Annotated in this window: 19 protein-coding genes; 17 read left to right on the forward strand and 2 right to left on the reverse strand. The window is 65.5% G+C overall.

Annotated elements, in window-relative coordinates; genetic code table 11:
- Nucleotide 1: 1 nt before the first annotated feature.
- Entirely contained in the window at nt 2-904 is a 903-nt protein-coding gene (flgL, locus tag H6955_09450; GenBank protein ID MCP5313771.1) for a flagellar hook-associated protein FlgL, read from the forward strand.
- A 76-nt stretch (nt 905-980) separates the two neighbouring features.
- On the opposite strand, the gene H6955_09455 is transcribed toward flgL, so the two are convergent.
- Complete coding sequence (locus H6955_09455; GenBank protein ID MCP5313772.1) at nt 981-2,723, reverse strand: OmpA family protein; 1,743 nt, start codon at nt 2,721-2,723, stop codon at nt 981-983.
- A gap of 233 nt (nt 2,724-2,956) precedes the next feature.
- Here H6955_09455 and H6955_09460 point away from each other — a divergent pair, with 233 nt between their 5' ends.
- Together H6955_09460 and H6955_09465 are read left to right on the forward strand one after the other, a co-directional pair.
- Nucleotides 2,957-4,537 (forward strand): CHAD domain-containing protein, encoded by a 1,581-nt coding sequence (locus H6955_09460; protein ID MCP5313773.1) that lies wholly within the window; start codon nt 2,957-2,959, stop codon nt 4,535-4,537.
- Nucleotides 4,534-5,307 (forward strand): AAA family ATPase, encoded by a 774-nt coding sequence (locus tag H6955_09465; GenBank protein ID MCP5313774.1) that lies wholly within the window; start codon nt 4,534-4,536, stop codon nt 5,305-5,307. The genes H6955_09460 and H6955_09465 overlap by 4 nt, the downstream gene beginning before the upstream one ends.
- Before the next feature lie 23 nt (nt 5,308-5,330).
- On the opposite strand, the gene H6955_09470 is transcribed toward H6955_09465, so the two are convergent.
- Nucleotides 5,331-7,400, reverse strand: a complete 2,070-nt coding sequence (locus H6955_09470) for a hypothetical protein (GenBank protein ID MCP5313775.1) — start codon at nt 7,398-7,400, stop codon at nt 5,331-5,333.
- A 278-nt stretch (nt 7,401-7,678) separates the two neighbouring features.
- Between H6955_09470 and pseB the strand changes: the two genes are divergently transcribed.
- From pseB to H6955_09540, 14 genes are all read left to right on the forward strand, one after another.
- Nucleotides 7,679-8,677, forward strand: coding sequence for a UDP-N-acetylglucosamine 4,6-dehydratase (inverting) (pseB, locus tag H6955_09475; GenBank protein MCP5313776.1), 999 nt, complete (start codon nt 7,679-7,681; stop codon nt 8,675-8,677).
- On the forward strand, nt 8,674-9,822 hold the full coding sequence (gene pseC, locus H6955_09480) for a UDP-4-amino-4,6-dideoxy-N-acetyl-beta-L-altrosamine transaminase (GenBank protein ID MCP5313777.1): 1,149 nt from the start codon (nt 8,674-8,676) through the stop codon (nt 9,820-9,822). The genes pseB and pseC overlap by 4 nt, the downstream gene beginning before the upstream one ends.
- Nucleotides 9,823-9,875: 53 nt before the next feature.
- Complete coding sequence (locus H6955_09485; GenBank protein MCP5313778.1) at nt 9,876-11,003, forward strand: exo-alpha-sialidase; 1,128 nt, start codon at nt 9,876-9,878, stop codon at nt 11,001-11,003.
- Nucleotides 11,004-11,008: 5 nt separating this feature from the next.
- Entirely contained in the window at nt 11,009-12,097 is a 1,089-nt protein-coding gene (gene pseI, locus H6955_09490) for a pseudaminic acid synthase (GenBank protein ID MCP5313779.1), read from the forward strand.
- Complete coding sequence (locus H6955_09495; GenBank protein ID MCP5313780.1) at nt 12,090-13,778, forward strand: NTP transferase domain-containing protein; 1,689 nt, start codon at nt 12,090-12,092, stop codon at nt 13,776-13,778. Before pseI ends, H6955_09495 begins: the two co-directional genes overlap by 8 nt.
- Nucleotides 13,775-14,482 (forward strand): HAD-IA family hydrolase, encoded by a 708-nt coding sequence (locus tag H6955_09500; protein ID MCP5313781.1) that lies wholly within the window; start codon nt 13,775-13,777, stop codon nt 14,480-14,482. The genes H6955_09495 and H6955_09500 overlap by 4 nt, the downstream gene beginning before the upstream one ends.
- Nucleotides 14,479-15,354 (forward strand): ATP-grasp domain-containing protein, encoded by an 876-nt coding sequence (locus tag H6955_09505; GenBank protein MCP5313782.1) that lies wholly within the window; start codon nt 14,479-14,481, stop codon nt 15,352-15,354. Before H6955_09500 ends, H6955_09505 begins: the two co-directional genes overlap by 4 nt.
- Before the next feature lie 145 nt (nt 15,355-15,499).
- On the forward strand, nt 15,500-16,507 hold the full coding sequence (locus tag H6955_09510; GenBank protein ID MCP5313783.1) for an SDR family oxidoreductase: 1,008 nt from the start codon (nt 15,500-15,502) through the stop codon (nt 16,505-16,507).
- Nucleotides 16,508-16,589: 82 nt separating this feature from the next.
- Nucleotides 16,590-17,270 (forward strand): cytidyltransferase, encoded by a 681-nt coding sequence (locus H6955_09515; GenBank protein MCP5313784.1) that lies wholly within the window; start codon nt 16,590-16,592, stop codon nt 17,268-17,270.
- Between the two features lie 19 nt (nt 17,271-17,289).
- Nucleotides 17,290-17,880, forward strand: a complete 591-nt coding sequence (locus H6955_09520) for an SIS domain-containing protein (protein ID MCP5313785.1) — start codon at nt 17,290-17,292, stop codon at nt 17,878-17,880.
- Nucleotides 17,877-18,791, forward strand: a complete 915-nt coding sequence (locus tag H6955_09525; protein ID MCP5313786.1) for a hydroxyacid dehydrogenase — start codon at nt 17,877-17,879, stop codon at nt 18,789-18,791. Before H6955_09520 ends, H6955_09525 begins: the two co-directional genes overlap by 4 nt.
- Complete coding sequence (locus tag H6955_09530) at nt 18,784-19,545, forward strand: inositol monophosphatase (GenBank protein MCP5313787.1); 762 nt, start codon at nt 18,784-18,786, stop codon at nt 19,543-19,545. Before H6955_09525 ends, H6955_09530 begins: the two co-directional genes overlap by 8 nt.
- Complete coding sequence (locus tag H6955_09535; protein ID MCP5313788.1) at nt 19,545-20,516, forward strand: methyltransferase domain-containing protein; 972 nt, start codon at nt 19,545-19,547, stop codon at nt 20,514-20,516. Before H6955_09530 ends, H6955_09535 begins: the two co-directional genes overlap by 1 nt.
- A complete protein-coding gene (locus H6955_09540; protein ID MCP5313789.1) occupies nt 20,513-21,571 on the forward strand; it encodes a Gfo/Idh/MocA family oxidoreductase in 1,059 nt (352 codons plus the stop codon). The genes H6955_09535 and H6955_09540 overlap by 4 nt, the downstream gene beginning before the upstream one ends.
- Nucleotides 21,572-21,577 lie beyond the last annotated feature (6 nt).

The following is a 21,577-nucleotide window of genomic DNA, read 5'->3' on the forward strand; positions in this document are numbered from 1 at the left end:
TATGCGGATCTCCACGGCACAGATCTTCCAGCAGAGCGTCGATGCGATGCTCACCCAGCAGCGGCAGCTCAGCGAGACCGAACTGCAGGTCGCGAGCGGCAAACGCATTCTGCGTCCATCGGACGACCCGTCGGCCGCGGTGCGCGTGCTCGACCTCAACGAGGCGGAAAAACGTATCACACAGTATCAGCGCAACGCAGATGCCGCGGTTGCCCGCCTGGATCAGGAAGAGAGCGCACTGACCGGCATCGAAGACCTGCTGCAGCGGGTGCGCGAACTCGCCGTGCAGGGCGCGAGCGATTCGGTCGGCGCCGAGGGGCGGCAGGCGATCGCGGCCGAGGTACGCGAACTGATGGGCAGTTTCCTGCGACTGGCAAATTCCCGGGATGCCAACGGCGAATACCTGTTCGCCGGCTACCAGAGCCTCACCCAGCCGTTCGTCCACGATGGCACAGGCGGTTTCACCTACCAAGGTGACGATGGCCAACGCATGGTCGAGATCGGCGCGGGCCGCGAGATCGCCACCGGCGATCCGGGCCAGATCTTCATGGATTTCGCCGCGGCCGGTGGAGGAACGACGAATATCGGCGAGGTCCTGTACGATCTCGCCGCGAGCCTCGAGGCCGGCAACGGCTACCCCGAGGCGCTCACCGACATCGATACCGCGTTCACTACATTGGACAACACGCGCGCAAAGATCGGCGCGCGCATGAATGCAATCGACGAGCAGCGTGGTGTCAACGACACCTTCGATCTCGCCGTCAAGGATGTCCGGTCGACCCTCGAAGACCTCGACTACGCCGAGGCGATCAGTCGCTTCAACCAGCAGATGACCGCGTTGCAGGCCTCGCAGCAGGCGTTTGTGCGCATCCAGGACCTGAGCCTGTTCAACTTCCTGCGTTGATCCGCGGGGCAGGCGTCCCGGGAAAAAAAACGCGGCCGGACGACCGCGTCTTTACGACCGTGACACGCGGCCGCGGTTACAGTCGATTCAGCTCGACGCGGCGGTTCTGAGCCTTGCCTTCCGTCGTATCGTTGGTCGCGATCGGCTGTTCTTCGCCGTAGCCCTTGGCGATCATGTTGTTACGGTCCACGCCCTGGCTGCTCAGATAGTTGACCACGCTCTGCGCACGGCGTTGCGACAGGTCCTTGTTGTAGGCATCGTCGCCGTCGCTGTCGGTGTGACCGGCGACCATCACCTGGATCTGCGGGTGCGCCGAAAGGGTCTCGGAGACCCCGTCGAGGATCGCCAGTGACTCGTCGGTCAGCTCGTCGGAGTCGGTCTTGAAGTGTACGCCGCGCAGCACGATGCGCTCGTCGCTGCCGCAGCCCAGTTCGTCGACCGTGGATCCGGCCGTGGAATCAGGGCACAGATCGGTGCCGTCGACCACGCCGTCCTGGTCGCCGTCGGCAGGGCCCGCCGGTTCCGCGGCAGGTGCGGGCGGCAGCATTGCGACCGGCGGTGGCCAATACCCGGGGGCATAGCCCTGGTAACCGTAGCCATTGCCCCAGCCGTCGCCGTAACCGTAGCCGTCCCCACGACCGCGCAGGTCGCCGCTGGCCCAGGCGCGCATTGCGAAACTGAAGTCCGCCTCACCACTGCCGTCGCCTGCGGCATCGGCCCGGGTGTCGCCCCAACCGTTACCCCAGCCGCTGCCGTAGCCGTCGTTCCAGCCATCGCCGCCCCAACCACTGCCCCAGGGTGCCCAGTTGCTACCGCCCCAGTTGTTGCCACCCCATCCGTTGTCCCAGGGCCACCAGTTGTTGCCACCCCAGTTGTTGCCTCCCCAGCCGCTGTCCCAGGGCCACCAGCTGTTGCCTCCCCAGTTGTTGCCACCCCAGCCGTTGCCCCAGGGCATCCAGTTGTTGCCACCCCAACCGCTACCCCACGGACGATTCCAGCCGCCGTAGGCCGGTGCCCAACCGCCGTAGGGGACCCCGCCCCAGGGTTGATAGCCCTGATAGGGGATCGGGGTCGGCTGCGCGACCTGGGGTGCAGCCTCGTAGGCGGGTTCCGCGGGCTGTGGAGGGACAGGCACCTGTGGCGGTTCCGGAGCCTCGGCAACAGGCGGCATCGGCGGCGCCGGTGGCGGCTCGACCGCGGCGATCGGCTCCGGGGGCTCCGCTTCGAGCGGTCTCAACGCTGGTTCCTGCCCCTGTGGCGCCCGCGGCTGCGCCGGCGGGCTGTAGATCCCCGGCGCCTGGGCAGCCCAGGCGGGCATCTCGGGTCTGTCCGGCGCCGCCGGCGCTGTGGGGAACGCCGGGGCCTGTGGTGCCGCGGATTGTGCAGGCCGTTCTTTGACCCAGTCCGGGAGCTCAGGTTTCGTCGGCGCCGCCTGGCGCGTTGGCGGTTCGTGAGCGGTCGGTGCGGCCTGTTCCTTCACCCAGGCCGGCAGTTCAGGACGCGCGGGTGCGGTGCCAGCGGTCGGCGCCTGTGGCGCGGCGGCCCATTCGGGTCTCTGCTGAGATCGAACGGGTGCCTCGGGCGGTTGCGGCGGGGCGGCTGCGGCCGGCGCTTGCGGCCGGGCCGGTGCGGCGGCGCCTGTCGCGAGTTCGGCACGGCGCTGTTCCACCCAGGCCGGAAGCTGTGCGGCCGCGGGCATCGATGGTGCGGCGGGGGCCGGCGCCTGTGCAGATGCCCCGGCTGGTGGCTGCTCCGCATACGTCTGCGGCGCGTGGACTGCACCGATCAGGATGGTTCCGATCAGCATGGATCTGTACATCTGCCTCTCCTTGAATCTGGGGCCGATAACGCCGGAGCGCCCGGCGTGGTGAGTCGGGCACTCTGCGAGTACTGCCAAATCTGAGTCATTGCGTGCGCCGAACGTTAGTATGCGAGCGGCGCGCGGTGCAAGGTCATTTGCGTTGCACGTCGCGTCGGGCGCCGGGTCTCGTGTAGGCTGTCGAGCCAAGCTTTCGACCGCGACGAGTGGCCCGCAATCGATACTCCAGCTCAATGAACGAACAGACCAACACCGGATTTCTGCTGCCCCATGACTTCGGCGTGGCACGTCTGATCCAACGCCTGGGCGGTGAGGCGCGTTGTCGGGTCGGTACTGCGGATGCGTTCGCGGCACATTTTTACGACAGCTTCGATTGGCGCCTGCACGCGGCCGGGTTGCGCCTGATGCAGCTGGAAACGCCGCAGGGCACCCTGTTGAAACTGAAGTCCGGCGACGGCGCCGAGAGTGCCGAACCTGTGGTCGGGGAGGCGCGGCCACAATGGCCCGCGGACCTGCCCAACGGTGAACTCAAGGACGCGGTTGTGAATGCCCTGGCGATGCGCGTGCTGCTTCCGGTGGTCAGCGTGCGCGGCGAGGTGACGGAGGTCGCGCTGCTCAACGAAGACGCCAAGACGGTCGTCAGGCTGCAGCACCTGGCACTGCGTTGTGAATCGGCCGACGTCGACGAGCCGCGCAAGCTGCTGCCACGCGTGCGGCTGCTCGAAGTGCGCGGCTATGCCGACGAGTTGGCGGATGTGGCGGCCTTCATGCAGGACAAGATGGAGTGGCCGCGCGCGCCGGCCTGTCTGTTCGATGAGGCGCTCGCGGCGATCGGGCGCGAGGCCGGCGATTACAGCTCCAAACTGGATGTACCGCTCAAGCCGGGCCTGCCGGCGCTCAATGCACTGCGACGCGTATTGTTGACGCTGCTGGATACCATCGAACGCAATCTGGCCGGCACACGTGCCGACCTGGATTCGGAGTTCCTGCATGACCTGCGTGTCGCGACGCGTCGTACGCGCTCTGCGATCGCACAGGTCAAGCGGGTGTTGCCGGACGAGGTGGTCGCCGACTTTCGTCAACGCTTCGCCTGGTTGGGTCAGATCACGGGCCCGACCCGCGACCTCGACGTGTTTCTGCTGGAGTTGCCGCACTACCGCGCGAGTCTCCCGGCGCCCATGGGCGGCCACCTCGACGCCCTCGAGGAGCACCTGCGCGCGGCCCACAAGCAGGAGCAGAACAAGCTGGCGCGTCAGCTCGGGTCCGCCGAGATGAAGGCGCTGCTGGCTGACTGGCGGCATGTGCTGGAGGCCGAGTCGCCGCCCGGAGAGACGGCGTGGTTCGCCGATCTGCCGATCGAGCGGGTCGCTGCGCAACGCATCTGGCGCATGTATCGCAAGGTCCGCAAGGATGGTCGCTTGGCACTGCAGGGCGGTCCGCCCGAGGTGTTGCATGCTCTGCGCAAAGACTGCAAGAAGCTGCGTTACCTGATCGAGTTCTTCCGCAGGGCCTTTCCCGAGGACGATCTGAAAGACGTCGTCCGTAACCTGAAACGGTTGCTCGATAATCTGGGGACCTTCCAGGATCGCCAGGTCCAGGCGGAGAAACTCGCGGCATTCGCCGAAGGCTTCGATCGCGACGACCCACGCTGCATGTCCACCGTGTTGGCGATTGGCGGACTGGTGGCAGACCTGTTGCGGGATCAGCAGCGGGCACACGAGCGGTTTGCCGACTGCTTCGCGGCATTCGATTCCGAGGCCAACCGCGCCGACTACAAGCGCGTATTCAAACAGCGCGCCGAGGGCCTGGGATGAAGATCCTCGGCGTGTACAACATCAAGGGAGGCGTCGGCAAGACGGCGACCGCGGTCAACCTGGGGCACCTGGCGGCCAGCAGCGGGCTGCGCACGCTGATCTGGGATCTCGATCCACAGGCGGCGGCGACCTTTTACCTGCGGGTAAAACCGAAGGTCAAGGACACCACCAAGATCCTGCGCGGCAAGCGCGATCTGGATGACGTGGTCAAGGGTTCGGACTTTGCGAACCTGGACCTTTTGCCCTCGGATTTTTCGTACCGCAATATGGATCTGTTGCTGGGTGAGAACAAGAAACCGGCACTGCGCCTGCTGAAGCTGTTGCGGCCGATGGCGGACCAGTACGATCTGGTCGTGCTCGACTGCCCACCGAGCATCTCGCTGGTGTCGGAGAACATCTTCCGCGCGGCCGACGCGTTGCTGCTGCCGACGATCCCGACGACGCTATCGCTGCGCACACTCGAACAGTTGCTGGATTTCATGCAGGGCCACGCGCTGCAGACCCCTGTGTACACCTTCTACTCGATGGTCGACCGTCGCAAGCGTCTGCACCAGGATGTGATTGCCGCGCCGGGTGACGCGCGCTGCACGGTGCTCGACACCACCATCCCCTATGCGAGTGAGGTGGAGCGCATGGGCCTGGAGCGTCGGCCGGTCACGGATTACGCTCCGCGCTCGACGGCGGCGCGTGCCTACCGGGCGCTGTGGGACGAGGTGCGTTCCAGAGTCGGGGGGTTGCGACCTCGCGATGCATTCGACTGGCCGTTCTGACGCCCGGTCGCGGGAAGACCGGGTCAGTCGATCTGCTGTAGCAGTTCCTCGATCTGCCTCCGGTGCTCGGGGTCGTGCGCGCCGGACAGTGCCTGCTTGAGCATGTCCCTGGCGCCTTCCTGGTCGCCGATCTCGAGATAGGCGCGCGCCAGATCCAGGCTCATCGTGAAGGTGTCGTCTTCCTCGTATTCCTCGTCGAGAGGTTCCATCTCGACGTCGGTGGACGGTGTGATGCCTTCTGGCTTCGAACTCGCCAGCTGATCGTCGAGTTCGGTAAGAATGCTCGGGATGTCCTCGTCGCTGGGCAGCTGCTCTTCGGCGCTGCCTGGCAGTTGCTCATCGTTGGCGCTGCGTGCGTCGTTGCGGTTGACGTCCGTGCTGAGCTCCTTGATCCAGGATGCAATGTCATCGTCGTCGAACTCAGCACCCGGCGGCGGTTCGGTTGCGGCCTGCTGCGGGTTTTCGTGCACACCCAGGGTCTCGTTGAGCAGCGACTCGGTGATCGCGTCTTCGTCCGCATCGTACGCGGCCTGCCGCGCAATGGGTTCGAGCTCGGGCAGCGGTGCCAGCTCGACCTCTTCCGGCGGCGGAGGGGAGGGCTGGAGTGAGCGGAAGTCGTCCTCGGCGCGCCGCAGATCGGCTGCTCGCGGCGTCGATGCGGCCGCGTAAGGCGGTGGCCCGGAATCGCGGATCTCGGGCAATTCGGCCATCGGGATGTCGTCGTGGGCGGAATGCGTGCGGCGGAACAGCAGCAGCAGAACCAACAGGCCGAGTACCGCCAGCGCCACCCAGATCAGCCAGAGATTCTGCTCGTACCATGCCCGGCCATTGCCGGTGGACGGGCGGTTGATGATCGGCTCGATCTTGGTGATCGTCACCGGGGCGGGTTGTGCTTCGGCTACCGCGGTTGCCGTGCGCTGTTGCGGCCGATCACTGGTCGCGGGTGCCGGCGGTTCACCGGCCGGGACCGGTGCTTCCGTCACCGGTGCCGCTGCATTGCGTGCGTCGAGCTCGGACTGCAGGGTCGCGATCTGTGCGTCCTTGAGATCGATCAGGCGTTGCATGCGATCGAGTTCCGATTCCAGGCGTGCGAGTCGGGCCTCGATCGCACCGGTCGTCAGCCGGTTGCTTTCGATCTCCTCCATGGTCACCAGCAGTTTGTCCTTCAGCGCCTGCTCGTTGTCTGAGGGCTTTTCGGTCTCGTCGCCCGGAGACACGATGCGCAGTTGCGGGTCTTCCGATTCGGCCGCCGGTGCCGGCGGCTCAGCGGCCGACTGCCCCGGGCTCCGCGCGGTGGCCGCGACGCCCTCGGTGTCGCGTGGCGATGTCGCCACTGCCGGCAGTGTGCGACGGCTGCCCTGCGCCGCTTCGGCGAACGCGCGACGTGCGGCGGCTGCGTCCAGTTCCTCGATCAGCGTGCGTGCCGGTATATTGAGCACGGCGCCTGCCTTGAGCCTGTTGATGTCGCCGTCGATGAACGCCTGGGGATTCGCACGCAACAACGCCATAGCCATCTGGCGCGTGGTGATCCCCTGCGGTTTGACTTTCTGCGCGATCGGCCACAGCGTCTCGCCGCGCTGCACCGGTCCGTAACTGTCGGTCGCGCCGGTGACGTCCGGTATCGGTTCGCGCGGCGTGGCAGATGCCGGCGGTAGCGCTGCGGCCGGGCGTGGCGCCCGGCTGGTGCGCGCCGATCGGATACGGTTGACCGGGTCGAACAGCAGGGTGTACTGGCGAATAAGCTGTCCGCCGGGCCAGTTCATCTGCAGCGGAAACTCGAGGAAGGGTTCGGTGATCGGCCTGTCGGTCCGTGCGCGCACCATCCAGCGATTGTCCGATTTCACCACCTGAAACCGGATGAGATTCACTACCCGGTCGTACACAATCCCCAGGCGGTCGAATTGATCCTGGTTGGCGATCCGCAGGCGCAGGTCTTCGTGCTGGCCCGGGCCGACGCCGAGCAGCTCGATCTCTACGTCAAGCGGCTGGTTGAGGTAGGAGTGGACATGTGCCTCGCCAAGCGTCACCGCGTGACCGGCGTGCCAGATACCGACCGCGACGAGCAGCACCAGTCGACCGAGGAAATCCTTCATAGCGTCTATGTTCGAGTTTTTTTGTCGCCAGTCGGCGCCTTGCATGTTAATTGCTATTCTATCGGCAGATTCCCATAAAGTTTTATTCGGGTATCCGTCGGGCCGCTTTATGTCCGGTCGTGTCGGGCTTCGACCGACACGCCTGGCGATCCTAGCATGCCGTTGCTCGGCCGAGCGCGGTTCAGTCCGGGTACCGGCGACCGGCTAGGTGGCATGCGAATCGGGGCATTGAGTTCCACGGCCCTTCCCGACGAGGTCTGAGGAGGACGTTTCCGGACATGTTCGACAACAAATCGATCCTGGTGACCGGCGGTACCGGCTCGTTCGGCCAGGCGTTTATCAAGACCCTTCTGGAGCGTCATAAACCGCGGCGCGTTGTGGTGTTCTCACGCGACGAACTCAAGCAGTACGAGATGCAGCAGCAGTTCTCGGGGCCGATGATGCGCTATTTCATCGGTGACGTTCGCGATCGTGAGCGCCTCAAGCAGGGAATGCGCGAGATCGATTTCGTGGTGCATGCCGCGGCGCTCAAGCATGTATCGGCGGCCGAGTACAACCCGATGGAGTGCATCAAGACCAATGTCCACGGTGCACAGAACGTCATCGAGGCGGCGCTGGAAAACAACGTCGAGAAGGTGATCGCGCTTTCGACCGACAAGGCGGCCAATCCCATCAGTCTGTATGGGGCGACCAAGCTGGCCTCGGACAAGTTGTTCGTGGCTGCGAACAATATCGTCGGCAGGCGCGAGACGCGTTTCTCGGTTGTGCGCTACGGCAACGTCGTGTGTTCGCGCGGATCTGTCGTTCCGTACTTCCGCGGTCTGCTGGCGCAGGGCGTCGAGAAACTGCCGATCACCGACCCGCGCATGACGCGTTTCTGGATCACGCTGCAGCAGGGCGTCGATTTCGTGTTCAAGAGTTTTGCCCGGATGCACGGTGGTGAGATCTTCGTCCCGAAGATCCCGTCGATCCGTATCGTGGATCTCGCGGAATCGATGGCGCCGGGGATGGCGCTCGACATCATCGGCATCCGCCCGGGCGAGAAGCTGCATGAGGTGATGTGCCCGTCGGACGATTCGCATCTGACGCTCGCGTTCGCGGACCACTTCGTCATACAGCCGAGCATCAGCATGTCGCACCGCAAGCCCTACACCGTCAACGGCCTGAACGAGCGGGGCGCATCGGTCGCCCAGGGATTCGCCTACAGCTCAGGTGACAACGACGACTTTCTCACCGTGGAACAGTTGGTCCGCCTGAACAAGCAGCTGTTGGCATGATCCCGTATTCACGCCAGCAGGTCAGCCAGGCCGATATCGATGCCGTGGTCGAGGTGCTGCGTGGGGACTGGCTGACCCAGGGGCCGGCCGTCGAGCGGTTCGAGCGGGCCCTTGCAGGCTATTGTGGCGTGGCATCGGCGGTCGCGGTTTCGAGCGGCACCGCTGCGCTGCATCTGGCCTGTCGCGCGCTGGGGCTGGGTCCGGGGGACACCTTGTGGACTTCGCCGATCACGTTTGTCGCATCGGCCAACTGCGCCCTGTATTGCGGTGCCGATGTCGATTTCGTCGACGTCGATCCGCGGACCTACAGCCTCTGTCCCGATGCCCTGGCCGCCAAACTCGAGGATGCCGAACGGAAAGGTCGCCTCCCGAAGGTCGTGGTGCCGGTGCACTTCGCCGGGCAGTCGTGCGACATGTCGCGTATCCATGCCTTGTCGGCGCGTTACGGATTTCGCGTGATCGAGGATGCCGCGCATGCGCTTGGCGGGCGCTACCACGACGCCCCCGTCGGTGGCTGCCGGCATGCAGACATCACGGTATTCAGCTTTCACCCGGTGAAGTCGATAACGACCGGCGAGGGTGGTGCCGTACTGACCGGGGATCCCGAACTCTATCGGCGTGTCTGTGCCTTGCGTAGTCACGGCATCGAGCGCGACCGGAAGCTCTGGTCCTCCCGGGACGAGGGGGGCTGGTACTACGAGCAGACCGATCTGGGTTACAACTACCGAATGACCGACATCCAGGCTGCACTCGGTCTGAGTCAACTCGGCAAACTGGACGACTTCGTGATGGAAAGAAGGCACCTGGCCGCGCGATATGATCGCCTCCTCACCGATCTGCCACTGGTCCCTCCCATCCGGCATGAGCCGGACGATTCCGCCCGGCACCTGTATCCGGTGCGTCTGCACGGCGGAGCAGACGCGAGGCGCCGCGCCTACGATGCATTGCGTCGCGCCGGCATCGCGACCCAGGTGCACTACATTCCGGTCCACCGGCAGCCGTACTATCGAACGCGCGGATTCCGGAAGGGTGATTTCCCGGTGGCCGAGTCTTACTACGACGGCGCCTTGAGTCTCCCACTCTTTCCGGGGCTTACCGAAGTACAGCAGGATCACGTGGTCGCGACGCTGGGTGCGGCTCTGTGAGGCCGGTGCCGCCCGTGTCGGCCGGACGATCACGCCGCTGAGTACTTGGCCGAATGCTCAAGGTCATCGGACACCAGACCCTGTATCGTGAATCACGTTTTCACGCCGCCTTTCCGGCGCTGGCCAGATTCTCCGACGGGAGCCTGGTGGTCGCATTCCGCAGGGCCCGTGATGCGTTGTGGCTGTTGCCCAAACCCAGGCGTGAAGGTCTGAACCTGTTCGCCCGCATGGACCACATCGACAGCCGTTCGCATATCGTGCTGATGGCGCTCGATGCGCAGGGCAACCCCACCGATGCGCCGTTGGACCTGCTGCCGTTCAATCCCGAAGCGAGCGATCAGGATCCCTCGCTGTTGGTGCTGCCCGACGACAGTCTGTTCGTGGCGTCGTTCTCGTACTATCCGCTGTCGGCCGAGATCGGCGAGCTGCTGGGCGGGCGGGTCGAGAACCCCGAAATCCTTGGTGGTTGCCGCTATCTGCCATGGGGCAGTCATGCCTCGCTACGTGGTCGGGAGGTGGGCGACTGGCGGTTCCACCATCAGTTCGTCCAACCCGGCGGAGGCTATGGTGGCTACCGCGGGGTGGAGGACAGCCAACCCGTGGTCGGGGCAGTGCGCGGGCAGCCCGTTTGGTCGCGCGGCGAGATCCTGCTGCCCCTGTACTGGGGCATGCGCGAAGGCGCTGCGCTGTTCGCCAGCGACGACGCCGGTGTGACCTGGCAATTTCGTGGTCGGATCGCGGTGGATCGCGATGCCACCGTCACCTTTCAGGAGCCGGCGTTGTGTGCGACGCGGGAAGGCGGGCTGGTGTGCTTCCTGCGCACGGCGGATGCCGATGGAAGGCTTGCTACCACGGTATCGTCGGATGGCGTGACATGGAGCGAGCCGAGACTGCACGACGTGATCGGTCACCCGTTTCATCCGCTGCTGTTGGACGACGGGCGGGTGTTGCTGAGTTACGGTTACCGCGAAGAGCCCTACGGCGTTCGCGTCCGCGTGCTCGCCTCGCCGCTCGACGATCCCGGTGATGCCCCCGAACTGGTCGTCCGCAGCGACGGTCTGTGTCGCGATATCGGTTATCCATGGGGCGTGCAGTTGAGTGACGGCAGGGTCCTGCTTGCCTATTACTGGACGGATGCCAGCGGCATGCGGGGCATTGAGGCAACGTGGCTGGAGGTGTGACGGATATGCCTGGTGACCGGCCCACGACGGACCTCGAGATTGCGGGTTTGCGGTGCGGTGGGACACGCCCCCCGTTGCTGGTCGCCGAACTGTCGGGTAATCACGCCGGCCGACTGGCGCATGCGCTGGCGCTGATCGATGCCGCCGTCGACGCCGGTGCGGACCTGATCAAGATCCAGACCTACCGCCCCGATACGATCACGCTGGACTGCGATCGACCGGAGTTTCGGATCGACGACGGGCTCTGGCGGGGTCGGTCACTCTACGAGTTGTATGAGGAGGCGCACACGCCCTGGGAATGGCATCCGGCATTGTTCGCGCGCGCACGCGAACGCGGGGTGCCGCTGTTCAGTTCGCCTTTCGACCCCTCGGCGGTCGATCTGCTCGAGTCGCTCGACTGCCCGGCGTACAAGATCGCCTCGTTCGAACTGGTCGACATCGGGCTTCTGGAGCGCGTAGCGGCGACCGGCAAGCCGGTGATCCTGTCCACCGGTATGGCGACGCTGGCCGAGATCGACGAGGCACTCCAGGTGTTCGGAGGAAGGGCCGCCGGCCGGGTGGTGCTGCTGCATTGCACCAGCGCCTATCCGGCGCCTGTCGATGCAGCGAATCTGCGCTCACTGGACATGCTTCGCCGGCACTTCGCGGTCAACGTCGGGCTGTCCGATCACACGCAGGGGAACCTGGTCCCGATCGCCGCCGTTGCACTGGGTGCGTGCATGATCGAGAAGCACTTCGTGCTGGACCGCCGCGGCAATGCGATCGACGCGGCCTTTTCGCTCGAGCCGGCCGAGTTCAGCGAAATGGCCGACGCCTGTCGGACGGCCTGGCGGGCGCTCGGCGAAGCGCGGCGCGGGCCGGTCGCCGCCGAGCGGGCGCAGACTGCGCACCGGCGGTCGCTCTATGCGGTCGCGGACATACCCGCGGGCGCCATCATCACGGCGGGTGACGTGCGCTCGGTCCGGCCGGGTCTGGGGTTACACCCGCGCGAGCTGCGCCGCGTGATCGGCTGCGTCGCGAGGCAGGCGATACCGCGTGGCACACCGCTGGCCTGGGAACAGTTGGAGGTGCCGGCTGCACACGACGATGACTGAGTTGCGCGAACGGGCGGTCGCCTTCGTCGTGGCCCGCCTGTCGTCGTCCCGGCTGCCGCAGAAGCAGCTCAGACAGATCGGCGGCAAGTCCATCCTCGACTGGATCATGGACGAGCTCGGCGCCTGCCGTGAACTCGACCAGGTCGTCGTGGCCACGGTCGCCGAGCCAGACAACGTACCGCTGCGCGACCTGGCGGCGGCCCGTGGCTGGGAGTGTTTCTGGTACGACGGCGGGGTCGACGACGTCGTCGGGCGCCTGGTTGCGGCGGCGCACCGATACGACGCCGGCATCTGCCTGTTGATCAGCGCCGACTGCCCCCTGGTGCACGGTGCCTCGGTGGATCGGCTGGTCGCCCGGTTCCGTCGCCACCGCGATGCCGACTACCTGGTGCTCCCGCCGCGCGCACCCGGTCAGGTCCCGCTGCTGGAGGGCGTGCAGGTTGCGCGCCTCGACGCATGGCAACGCGCCGACGCCATGTCCGACAGACCGGAGCTTCGCGAACACCAGTTCCCGGTGATCTACCGCAATCCGGACCGGTTCCGGGCGGTCGATGCGACGCTCGACGCGGCGCTGTACGGGGACCGACACCGGATGAGCGTGGATACCTGGGCGGATCTCGAGTTCATGCAGACGCTCCATCAGCATCTGGCGGCGGATGGGCGGCCTTTCCAGCTGCCCGAGGCGGTCGCATTGCTGGATCGGAATCCGCAGCTCAAAGCGGTCAACGCGCACGTCCACCAGCGCAAGCTGGTCGAAGACGTCCGCCGTGTACTGTTCGTTGTCGACGCCGGCCGCGAGTATGGATTCGGTCACCTGATGCGTTGCCGGGAGCTGGCGGGACAACTGGTCGAACGCCTCGGCTGGCCGGTGGCCTTCGCGCTCGACGACCCGGATGCCGCGGGGCTCGTCGAGGCATGTGGTTTCAGCGTGTTCTGGGGCGCCGCAGGGCGCAGGGTGCGCAGTACCGGGGCGGGACGACCCCCGCACGGGCTCGAGGCCGTGGTACCGGCTCACGACCTGGTCGTCGTCGACATCTCGGTGCGTCGGACACTCGACCCCGGCTGGCGCGACGCGTTCGCCCCCACAGTGCCGGCGGTGGTCGTGGACCGCGAGGATGCCATGGCGGCCGAGGCCGACCTGATCCTGTATCCGGGGGTATCCGGCAGGGTGAACGCCTCGCGCGGCGGACTGCCGCCGATCGTCGAAGGCCTGGAGCATGTCGTGCTCCGGCGCGAGGTGCGGCGCTATCGCGACCTGCGGCGCGACCGGGACATCGATCTGCTGGCCTATCTCGCCGATCCGGATCGACGCCGCGAGGTCGCGGAACTGGCGGTGCGGCGTGGCTGGCGCTGTGTCCTGCCGGAAGGCTTCGACGACCGCTTCCCCGAACTGCTGTCGCGCAGCCGGGCATTTCTCAGCGGGTATGGGCACAGCTTCTACGAGGCGGTCGCGCTGGGTGTCCATCCGGTCGCGTGGCCGCTTTCGACCGCCCACGCGGCCGATGCGGCGGCTTTCTACCGCGCGCTGGGCATGGCGCCCCGCGTCGTCGATTCCGCGGGCGGCCTGGGCGACCTGCTCGAGCCGATTGTCGCCGGACGGGTCGCGGCATTGCCCGCGCTCGATGACGGCACACCGCGGATTGTCGCCCGATTGCAAGCGCTGGCGAACGAATGGGGATGACAAGGGGCCGCCTGTCCGGCGTGCAGGCGATCGTGTTCGACCTGGACGACACCCTGTATGCGCAGGTCGACTTCAAGAGGAGCGGCTTCCGGGCTGTCGCGTCCTGGCTTGCCGGCACCAGCGGCGTCGACGAAGGTGCCATGTACCAAGCGTTGAGCGAACAGCTGGACAGGCTGGGGCCGTCCCACCCGGCGATCGTCGATCACGCCCTGCGCCGGGTGCCGTCACCGCTGCCGCCGGTCGACGAGATCGTCGAGAAGTTCCGCACGCACCGACCGGATATCGCACTGTATCCTGGGGTGCGGTCGATGCTGGTCGCGCTGCGACGCGACTTTCCACTCGGGCTGCTGAGTGACGGTCTGGCCACGGTGCAACGCAACAAGATCGCCGCGCTCGGGCTTGCGACCCTCGTCGACCATGTGTTGTTGAGCGATGAGTATGGCAGCGCTAAACCCGACCCGGCGCTGTTCGAACGGCTCGAACAGTGGTTCGGCGTGCCGGGCGACCGGATGCTCTACGTCGGCGACAATCCGCACAAGGATTTCATCGGCGCACGCATGCGGGGCTGGTGTACGGTGCGCGTCGCATCCGGGGAGCATGCAGCGGCGCAGGTGCCGGCAGCACAGCAGGCCGACTTCGTGATCGCCGGGGTCGGCGATCTTCCGGCGCTGCTGGCGACCGCGCGCGGTGTATTGTCGCAATGACGCCGCGGCTGCTGATCCCTTCGGTTGGTGGCAAGTCCGACTTGGTTCGCCTGCTGGGTGATGCCGTGCGGACACGTGGTGGGCAGTTGTTCGGTAGTGACCTGAACGACGCGGCACCGGCACTCGCGTGGCTCGACCGGCGCCTCGATCTGCCGGGGTTCGATGACCCGCGCTTCTGGGCCGCCGTGCGCGCCGCGGTTCTCGAACACCGCATCACCGGCGTGGTCCCGGTCAGAGATGCGGAACTCGCCGGTTGGGCCGCGCAGGCCGAGGCCGGCGTGCTCGATCTGCGCGTTATGACGTCCCCGGCGCAGACGCTGCGCACCTGCATTGACAAGCGACTGCTGTACCAGGCGGCCGAAGCCGCCGGCATCGCCTGCCCGGCCTGGCGAGTGCGCGAACCGGACGGGCGCCTCACCGGCCTGAGGTTTCCTGTCATACTGAAGCCGGTCTTCGGTTCGGGCTCGCGCGACACGTGTGTCGTCGACCGTTCCGGCGACCTCCCGGTCGGCGCCGACGGGTCGCGCACGCTGCGGCTCGTCCAGGAATTCAAATCCGGACCCGAGTACAGCGTCGACTGCTTCGCAGAGCGCGATGGCGTTCTGCGCGCCTGTTTCGTGCGCGAGCGGACCCTGGTCGCGTTTGGGCAGTCGATTGCCGGGACCGCGGTCGACGACCCGGAACTGGTGGCGCTCTGTCATTCGATGGCCCGAGCCCTGCCGTTTCGGGGGGTGGTGAACTTCCAGTTCATCAGAGACGCCGACGGCGCCTGGCTGATCGACCTCAATCCGCGGTTTCCGGGCGGAATCGCGATCACCGAAGCGGCCGGTTTCCCGCTGTGCGAGTGGACGGTGCAGGCATTGGCGGACTGACCGCAGATCGCGCAGCCCGCGGGACAGCGATGCCGGGGCTCGTGTTGGCGCGAAACCGGCCGCTACAGGTGGGTGATGTGGACGATCCCACGGCGGCCGCCGTGGGAAGAACAAAGAGGCATGCAGAGGAGCAGAGGCGCAAACCATGCGGGGATATTCGACGACCAAGAGGGTACTGGTTACCGGCGGGGCAGGGTTCCTGGGCTCGCACCTCTGCGAGCGGTTGATCCGCGACGGGTGCGATGTACTGTGTGTCGACAACCTCTACACGGGCACCAAGCGCAACATCGCACACCTGCTTTGCCACCCGCGGTTCGAGTTCATGCGCCACGACGTGACGTTCCCGCTCTACGTGGAGGTTGACGAGATCTACAACCTCGCCTGCCCGGCGTCGCCGATCCACTACCAGCACGATCCGGTGCAGACCACCAAGACCAGCGTGCACGGCGCCATCAATATGCTGGGGCTGGCCAAGCGGACCAAGGCACGCATCCTCCAGGCGTCCACCAGCGAGGTGTACGGCGACCCGGAGGTGCACCCGCAGTGTGAGTCGTACTGGGGCAAGGTCAACCCGATCGGCGAGCGCGCCTGCTATGACGAGGGCAAACGCTGTGCGGAAACCCTGTTCTTCGATTACCACCGCCAGCACGGCCTGGAGATCAAGGTCGCACGGATCTTCAATACCTATGGCCCGCGTATGCACCCGAACGACGGCAGGGTGGTGAGCAACTTCATCGTCCAGGCTTTGCAGAATGCACCGATAACGCTTTACGGTGCAGGCTCTCAGACGCGCTCGTTCTGCTATGTCGACGATCTCATCGACGGAATGATTCGCCTGATGGAATCACCGCCGGAATTGGTCGGTCCGGTCAACCTGGGCAACCCGATCGAGGTGTCGGTCAAGGCGCTTGCCGAAATGGTCATCGAGCTGTCCGGTTCGACTTCGCCGATGCGGCATCTTTCGCTACCGGCGGACGATCCACGGCGGCGCAGACCGGATATCTCGGCGGCACGGGAAAGGCTGGATTGGCATCCGCAAACTGAGCTCGCGGCCGGTCTCGAGAAGACCATCGCCTATTTCCGGCAGATGTTGGACGAGCTACCCGGTGATACGACCGCGGCGTTCGAGGAACTGTTCAGGGCCGCCGAGTGAGTCCGCAGCCCGTGCTCCGCGGCGATGCCGCGGCATCTCTGTCGCATCGTGCTGTCGCGTACCCCATGAGCAGTGACCCGCGATGAAGATAATCGGAATGGTCCCGGCGCGGATTGGCAGCAAACGGCTTGCGGCCAAGAACCTGAAACGGTTGCAGGGGCGGCCGTTGCTCGCGATCGCGGTGCAGAAGTGCCTCGACGCGGGGGTGTTCGACGAGATCTGGGTGAACGCGGACGATCCGGCGTTCGAGCGGATCGCCGTGGACATGGGAGTCCGCTATCACCCGCGCCCCGCGCATCTGGCCGACGACAATGCCACCAGCGAGGAGTACGTGCAGGAGTTCCTCGAGGTACACCCCTGCGACCTGCTCGTGCAGGTCCATTCGATTGCTCCGGCGATTGGACATTCGACCGTGGCGCGGTTTGTCGAGGCGTTCCGCTCGGCAGACGCGGATGTGATGCTGAGCGTCGTGCATGAACCGTTGGAATGCCTGTATGAGGGCAGGCCGGTGAACTTCTCGATGGCGTCCAAGCAGAATTCTCAGGACCTGCGCGTCCTCGAGCGGATAACATGGGGATTGACCGGGTGGCGGCGATCGGTTTACCTCGATGCCGCGGCACAGGGCCGCTGTGCGACCTGGTACGGCAGAATAGCGACATTTCCACTGACCCGGTTCGAGGGTCATGTCATCAAGACCGAGGAAGACCTGCAGCTTGCGGAGTGCATGTTGCAGGCACCGATCGCGGAGCACGGCGGCGGGTGATGCACGCGACGGAGGGTGTATGGGTTTCTATGCCGACTATGTAGACAAGATCAACCGCGCGCTGATGAGCGCACGCGTCAGTGTGGACGGCATCGAGATCGATGCCGAACACGGGATGCGTCGCTGGTGCGACCTGACCCATGCATTGCGCGAGGCGGCGGGTACCATCTTCTTTATCGGCAACGGTGCCAGTGCCAGCATGGCGAGCCACATGTCGGCGGACGCCTGCAAGAATGGAGGGCTGCGCTGCTCCTGCTTCAACGAGATATCGTTGCTGACGGCGATTGCGAACGACGTCTCTTACGATCAGGCGTTCGCGGTCCCACTGCGGCGGTTCGGGCGTGCCGGCGACATTCTGGTCGCGATCAGCAGCTCGGGAAATTCGCCGAACATCGTGCGCGCGATCGAAGCGGCGAAGGATATCGGCCTCCAGGTGGTGACGTTGACCGGGATGTCGGCGGACAACCAGGCCCGCGCGGGCGGCCATCTGAATTTCTACGTGCCCGCCCAGGAATATGGTCACGTCGAGTCGAGTCACCAGGTGATCCTGCACAGTTGGCTCGATCAGTATCTGCAGGAACGCGAGGAGCCACGGGGCAAGTGGGGATGAAGGTCATCGTCGGCGCATCGACGTTCGCGGACGCCGATCCGGCGCCGCTGGAACTGCTTCAGAAGCACGGTATCGAGGTGGTGCGCAACCCCTATGGCCGGCGCATGGATGCCGAGGAGATCACCGCCCTGCTGCACGATGCCGACGGGTTGCTGGCGGGCCTCGAACCTCTGCACGCCGAAGTCCTCGGACAGGCCCCGATTCTGAAGGCCCTGGCGCGCATCGGCATCGGCATGGACAACGTCGACGTCGCGTTTGCCGAAGCGCGCGGGATTCGTGTATCGAACACGCCGGATGGCCCGACCCAGGCCGTTGCCGAGTTGGCTTTGGCCGCGTTGATGAGCCTGCTTCGCAACCTGACACAGGCGAACGAGGCACTGCACCGGGGCGAATGGGACAAGCGGATCGGCATCGGTCTGCAGGGTCTCAAGGTGCTTTTGGTCGGCTACGGCCGGATCGGCGCCCGCTTCGGCGGCATGCTGCATGGTCTCGGCGCCGAGGTCATGGCCTGCGACCCGGGCGTCGCTGACCGAGCCTTTGCGCCGGTACGCCGTGTCACGTTCGATCAGGGACTGGCAGAGGCTCAGGTCATCAGCCTGCACGCCAGCGGCAATGAGGTCATCCTCGATCAGGCCGCGTTCGATCGCATCGATCACCCGGTCATGCTGTTGAACTGTGCGCGTGCCGGGCTGATCGAAGAGCGCGCCCTGCTGTCCGCCTTGCACAATGGCAAGGTGACGAAGGCGTGGCTGGACGTGTTCTGGGCCGAGCCCTATACCGGGCCGCTCCAGGAGTTTCCGCAGGTCCTGATGACCCCTCACGTCAGTTCGTATACGCGGCAATGCCGGCTGGACATGGAGATGCAGGCAGTGCGCAACCTGCTGCGCGATCTACGGGTCGGCAATGCCTGATTTCATCGACGAACTGCGGGTCGCGGAGCGTGCGGCGCTCGCCGCGGGGAAATGGCTGGGTCAATTGCCGCTGTCTGAACGTGCCGTCGACAGTGCCGAGGGTCGTGATATCAAGCTCGCTGCCGACCGCGAAGCGGAGCGCATCATACTGCAGGCGCTTTCCGCGAGCGGACGCCCGGTGCTTTCCGAGGAACAGGGCACAATCGGTCAGGTGGGAACGGAGTCGCCGTACTGGGTCGTCGACCCGCTTGACGGCACGATGAACTTCAAGCGCGGCCTGGGTCTCGAGTGCGTTTCGATCGCGCTTTGGCGCCGCAGCGAACCCCTGCTCGGCGTGGTGTACGATTTTGACCGCGACGAATTGTTCAGCGGACTCGTTGGGCATGGCGCCTGGTGCAATGCGCAGCCGATCCGGGTTTCGGGGCTTGACGACCGCGGCCAGGCGGTGCTGGCCACGGGTTTTCCGGTGGGTCGCGACTATGCCGCAGATGCACTTGCCGCGTTCGTCGGCGGGATCCAGTCTTTCAAGAAGGTACGCATGCTGGGCACCGCGGCGTTGTCGCTCGCCTACCTCGCCAGCGGGCGGCTCGATGCGTACTGGGAGGACGGCATTCGTTTATGGGACGTGGCCGCCGGCCTTGCGCTGGTCGAGGCCGCGGGCGGCTGGTCGCGTCACCGTGCCGTCGCCAACCTCGCGTTTCAGATGGATGTGAAGGCGGCCGCGAATGCGGCGCTGTTCGACCGGGAGGCGTGATGATTCGTTACCAGGACATGGATCCCTCGGTGACCCAGGACAGCCTGCACCCACACGCGGTGTTTCATGAGGAGCTCGTGCTCGCCCGGCACTTCACCGAACATGCCACACAACCCGGGGGGCTGGATCCCTGTCCAGTGTCCGGACAGGTCCGCTACGAGATCTTTTTCGAGAAATGGGGCAGGGCCTACGCATTCTGTCCCCAGACCTGGAGCCTGGCATTGGCCAGTCTGCCTTCACGGGCGGATCTGCAGGACTATTTCCACACGTCCGATCTGTCGCGACTCAGGTGCACGACGGCATATCAAACGCAGCTTACCGCCAGGAGGCATCAGCTCTGGCGCCATCTGGCAGACTGGGTCGAGGGGCGCGTGCAGCGCTACCTGCGCAAAGACGCCGTCGACCTGATCGACTGGGGCAGCAAGGCCAGCGGCTGGTCGGAGATGCTGGGACGCGCCGGCTGGGTCCGGCGGCTGTCGGTTGTCGATCCGTTGCCACCCGTACAGGAGCGCGACGACGGTGGCGACGCCGATCTGGTCTGCCTGTTCGACGTGATACAACGCAGCGCGGAGCCGGCCCGCCTTCTCGGGGAGGTCGCACGGCGGATGCGGCCGGGTGGCCTACTGTTGGCCAGCTGCCGCTCGGGTACGGGGTTCGATGTGCTGACCCTCGGTGGCGCGTCGAACTCCATCTTCCCGTTCGATCATGTGTGCCTGCCGTCGCCGGAAGGCATGCGTGGCTTGCTGCAGCAATCGGGCCTCGAGTTGTTGGAGCTGACAACGCCGGGCATGCTCGATATCCAGTTGGTCCGTGCGGCGGAGCAGGAACTGCCCCGCGATCGCTACTTTCAACGCTACCTGCTGGAGCATGGAGGCCCCGAGATGGACGAGCGCTTCCAGTTGTTTCTGCAGCAGAACAATCTCAGTTCGCATCTGCGCGTCGTTGCGCGCAAGCCACGGGAGGCGGCATGAACGGGAGGCCGCTGCGTACGGCGATCATCGGGATGGGCAAGATGGGGTGCATCCGCAAGGTCGAGCTGGATCGCCACCCGGGCTTCGAAGTGGTGGCGCTGTGTGACCTGGATCCCGCAGTCGGCCAGTCGCACCCGGCGCTGTCTTTCTACGACGACTGGCGCCGGGTATTCGCGCTCGACCTCGATGCCGTCGTGGTATGCACCTTCAACAACGTCGCCCCCGACGTCATCTGCATGGCCCTCGATCATGGCCTTCACGTGTTCTGCGAGAAGCCGCCGGGCCGGAGCGTGGCCGATGTGCAGCGGATCATCCGACATCAGCGCAACGCGGCCGGACCGATCGTCAAGTTCGGCTTCAATCACCGTTTCCATTACGCGATCATGGAGGCGCGGTCGCTGATCGAAAGTGGACGTTATGGTCGCCTGCTGTGGGCGCGCGGCGTCTACGGCAAGGCGGGTGGCCTGGCGTTTGAGAACTCGTGGCGATCGGATCGCGAGCTGGCCGGTGGCGGTATCCTGCTCGATCAGGGGATCCACATGCTCGACCTGATGCTGCTGTTTCTCGGTGAGTTCACCGAGGTCAAGAGCATGGTGGAGAACGCGTTCTGGAAGAATATCCCGTTCGAAGACAACGCATTTGCGCTGATGCGCACCGCGGACGGGCGCGTTGCAATGGTCCATTCGAGCGCAACACAATGGAAGCACAAGTTCTCCCTCGATCTGTTTCTCGAGGATGGCTACGTGTGCGTCAACGGGATCCTCTCGTCGACGCGAAGCTACGGCGAGGAGAGCATCACCTTCGCGCGCCGCCAGTTCGAAGACGAGGCGCGCGCCATGGGCAAACCGCGTGAAGAGACCATCTACTTCGACCAGGACGACTCCTGGCGGCTCGAGATCGAAGAGTTCTACGACTGCATCACGGGTCGGTCGGAGATAAGCGGCGGTGGAACGACAGACGCGCTGATGGTGATGCAACTGATTGAGCAGATCTATGCAGCGGGTGGAGAGTGCCGCGGCACCGACAGGATACCGGGTCTCGCCCTCGGCGAGTGAGTGCGC

This window comes from Chromatiaceae bacterium (assembly GCA_024235395.1).
Taxonomy (GTDB): domain Bacteria; phylum Pseudomonadota; class Gammaproteobacteria; order Chromatiales; family Chromatiaceae; genus Thiosocius.

Coding starts and splice junctions, on each gene's coding strand:
- flgL (MCP5313771.1), top strand. CDS start 2: ATGCGGATCTCCACGGCACAGATCTTCCAGCAGAGCGTCGATGCGATG.
- H6955_09455 (MCP5313772.1), bottom strand. CDS start 2,723: ATGTACAGATCCATGCTGATCGGAACCATCCTGATCGGTGCAGTCCAC.
- H6955_09460 (MCP5313773.1), top strand. CDS start 2,957: ATGAACGAACAGACCAACACCGGATTTCTGCTGCCCCATGACTTCGGC.
- H6955_09465 (MCP5313774.1), top strand. CDS start 4,534: ATGAAGATCCTCGGCGTGTACAACATCAAGGGAGGCGTCGGCAAGACG.
- H6955_09470 (MCP5313775.1), bottom strand. CDS start 7,400: ATGAAGGATTTCCTCGGTCGACTGGTGCTGCTCGTCGCGGTCGGTATC.
- pseB (MCP5313776.1), top strand. CDS start 7,679: ATGTTCGACAACAAATCGATCCTGGTGACCGGCGGTACCGGCTCGTTC.
- pseC (MCP5313777.1), top strand. CDS start 8,674: ATGATCCCGTATTCACGCCAGCAGGTCAGCCAGGCCGATATCGATGCC.
- H6955_09485 (MCP5313778.1), top strand. CDS start 9,876: ATGCTCAAGGTCATCGGACACCAGACCCTGTATCGTGAATCACGTTTT.
- pseI (MCP5313779.1), top strand. CDS start 11,009: ATGCCTGGTGACCGGCCCACGACGGACCTCGAGATTGCGGGTTTGCGG.
- H6955_09495 (MCP5313780.1), top strand. CDS start 12,090: ATGACTGAGTTGCGCGAACGGGCGGTCGCCTTCGTCGTGGCCCGCCTG.
- H6955_09500 (MCP5313781.1), top strand. CDS start 13,775: ATGACAAGGGGCCGCCTGTCCGGCGTGCAGGCGATCGTGTTCGACCTG.
- H6955_09505 (MCP5313782.1), top strand. CDS start 14,479: ATGACGCCGCGGCTGCTGATCCCTTCGGTTGGTGGCAAGTCCGACTTG.
- H6955_09510 (MCP5313783.1), top strand. CDS start 15,500: ATGCGGGGATATTCGACGACCAAGAGGGTACTGGTTACCGGCGGGGCA.
- H6955_09515 (MCP5313784.1), top strand. CDS start 16,590: ATGAAGATAATCGGAATGGTCCCGGCGCGGATTGGCAGCAAACGGCTT.
- H6955_09520 (MCP5313785.1), top strand. CDS start 17,290: ATGGGTTTCTATGCCGACTATGTAGACAAGATCAACCGCGCGCTGATG.
- H6955_09525 (MCP5313786.1), top strand. CDS start 17,877: ATGAAGGTCATCGTCGGCGCATCGACGTTCGCGGACGCCGATCCGGCG.
- H6955_09530 (MCP5313787.1), top strand. CDS start 18,784: ATGCCTGATTTCATCGACGAACTGCGGGTCGCGGAGCGTGCGGCGCTC.
- H6955_09535 (MCP5313788.1), top strand. CDS start 19,545: ATGATTCGTTACCAGGACATGGATCCCTCGGTGACCCAGGACAGCCTG.
- H6955_09540 (MCP5313789.1), top strand. CDS start 20,513: ATGAACGGGAGGCCGCTGCGTACGGCGATCATCGGGATGGGCAAGATG.